The organism is Moorena sp. SIO3I6 (genome assembly GCF_010672095.1).
The window spans coordinates 1-1783 of sequence record NZ_JAAHHU010001022.1 but is presented as its reverse complement, the minus strand read 5'-3'; the positions used below and the strand labels follow the sequence as shown (position 1 = coordinate 1783).

At 44.9% G+C, this 1783-nt stretch carries 3 protein-coding genes; 2 read left to right on the top strand and 1 reads right to left on the bottom strand.

Annotated features, from left to right (window positions below; genetic code table 11):
• Positions 1-40 precede the first annotated feature (40 nt).
• Entirely contained in the window at positions 41-178 is a 138-nt protein-coding gene (locus F6K49_RS45635) for a hypothetical protein (protein ID WP_293108867.1), read from the bottom strand.
• A gap of 52 nt (positions 179-230) precedes the next feature.
• Here F6K49_RS45635 and F6K49_RS45630 point away from each other — a divergent pair, with 52 nt between their 5' ends.
• Positions 231-506: a hypothetical protein gene (locus F6K49_RS45630; protein WP_293059118.1), complete on the top strand. Its 276-nt coding sequence runs from the start codon at positions 231-233 to the stop codon at positions 504-506.
• A 95-nt stretch (positions 507-601) separates the two neighbouring features.
• The gene (locus tag F6K49_RS45625) at positions 602-1498 is read left to right on the top strand and encodes a glycosyltransferase family 39 protein (protein ID WP_293108864.1); all 897 of its coding nucleotides are present in this window, start codon (positions 602-604) and stop codon (positions 1496-1498) included.
• Positions 1499-1783: the final 285 nt, after the last annotated feature.

Sequence of the window (1783 nt, the reverse complement as noted above, 5' to 3'; positions counted from 1 at the left end):
CTGTCTCGATCCGGAAGAATTTAGAAATGGGTAGGCCAAATCAGAAGCCAAGTTGTGAAACCGTTTGACCCTGAGGTAAAAAACCTAGCCCTTTCAGCCACACTTCCGTTTCTATCCTCTCCCCCCACACATCCCAAACCTTCCACAAGACCCACACTTCCCGCAGGAAGTACCTCACCCAATTGAGAACTGCTATAAACTTGGATAAGTTCTATAAACCAGAAAGCACAATGGAAAGTATTAAATTAATCTCCCATGTGGGGTCTGATGGCATTCTACATCTGGACGTTCCAGTAGGGATAACGAACAAAGAATTAGAAGTTATGGTAATTTTTAACCCATTAAAATCATCGTTAAAAGTAGAAACACCCCAAGGTTGGATGCCTGGTTTTTTTGAGGAAGTAATTGGGGGTTGGGCTGGAGAACCGTTAGAATTATATAGCAATTATCAGCGACGTTTGAGGTACAAATTACTCCCTAAACCCCCCGAAAAAGTACCTCACTGAATTGATAAATACTAGATAAATACTACTGGAGCAAGTTGATAAATATTGGTATTAGCGTGTATAATACCAACCCATAATTTATCTTAACCATTGTGTTGAAGCATCAAGCATTAGCCCGGATCAGCTCTGCTACTACTGGCTGGAGTGATGTGATGGTATTACTATTGGGGTTGCTGGTGTTAATCCATGGCTTGGGTGGATATGGATTGTATGAACCCCACGAGGGTCACTTCGGCGGCGTTGCCCGTGAAATGCTGTTGCGTGGGGATTGGATTACGCCTCATCTCAACGGTTCACCCTACCTGAATAAACCCCCATTACTCTATTGGCTGATAGCCACCAGTACAGCCCTATGGGGTGCCACAGAGTACGCAGCACGGCTCCCCCTAGCCATTATCGGTTGGCTTGGTGCGATAGTTGCCTGGAAATGGGCGCGAGAACTCTGGAATCCTAACGCTGGTCGTCTAGCGGCTTTAATGCTTTGCTCGACTACTGGCTGGTTTGTGTTTACCCACCAGATTCTGATCGATGTACTCTTGGCTACCTTGCTCTTAGCTACCTATTATTGCTTGTGGCGGTTACAGAGGGAACCTCACTGTTGGATGTACTGGTTATGTCTGTATAGTCTGTTAGGATTGTGTGTCTTAGGCAAAGGGCCAGTATTCCTAGGATTTCCCCTGATTGGTTGTTTAGCGATCGCATTTACACAACGGAGCTTACGACTATTCCAGCAATTGCGAATTCGGCTAGGAATAATCGTGACCTCTGTAGTAACCTTGCCATGGTTTATCGCAGTCGAACAGGCTAACCCAGGCTTTTTCCACTACTTTCTGTTCAACGAAAATCTCCAGCGGATAGCGGATACCCGATGGCCACCAGATTATGAAGTATCTAAAGTCAGTGCCATAGGCTATTTAGTTGTAACAGCAATCTGGTGCCTACCGTGGATAGTGGTACTACCCCAAGCACTCCCCATTGGATCAGGAATTTAGCAGGATTATCCAACTATCGGGACTTCGATGGCATAATTTATGCGATCGCACTCTGGTTTAGTAGTGGTTGTATCATTAGCTGACCGCTGACCGCTGACCGCTGACCGCTGACCACTAAATGTTTACCTAAAAATTACCGAAAAATATCATGTCAAAATCAATAGCTCTCCAGTAATTTTCAATCCTCTTTGAGTTTTATCAAAGACAATAAATCGGTCTTTCCTAACTCTAGCCAGCCTGACTCTTGAAGGGGGTTTTCTATCGCCTTTGTCCTAGTTCGTTGTA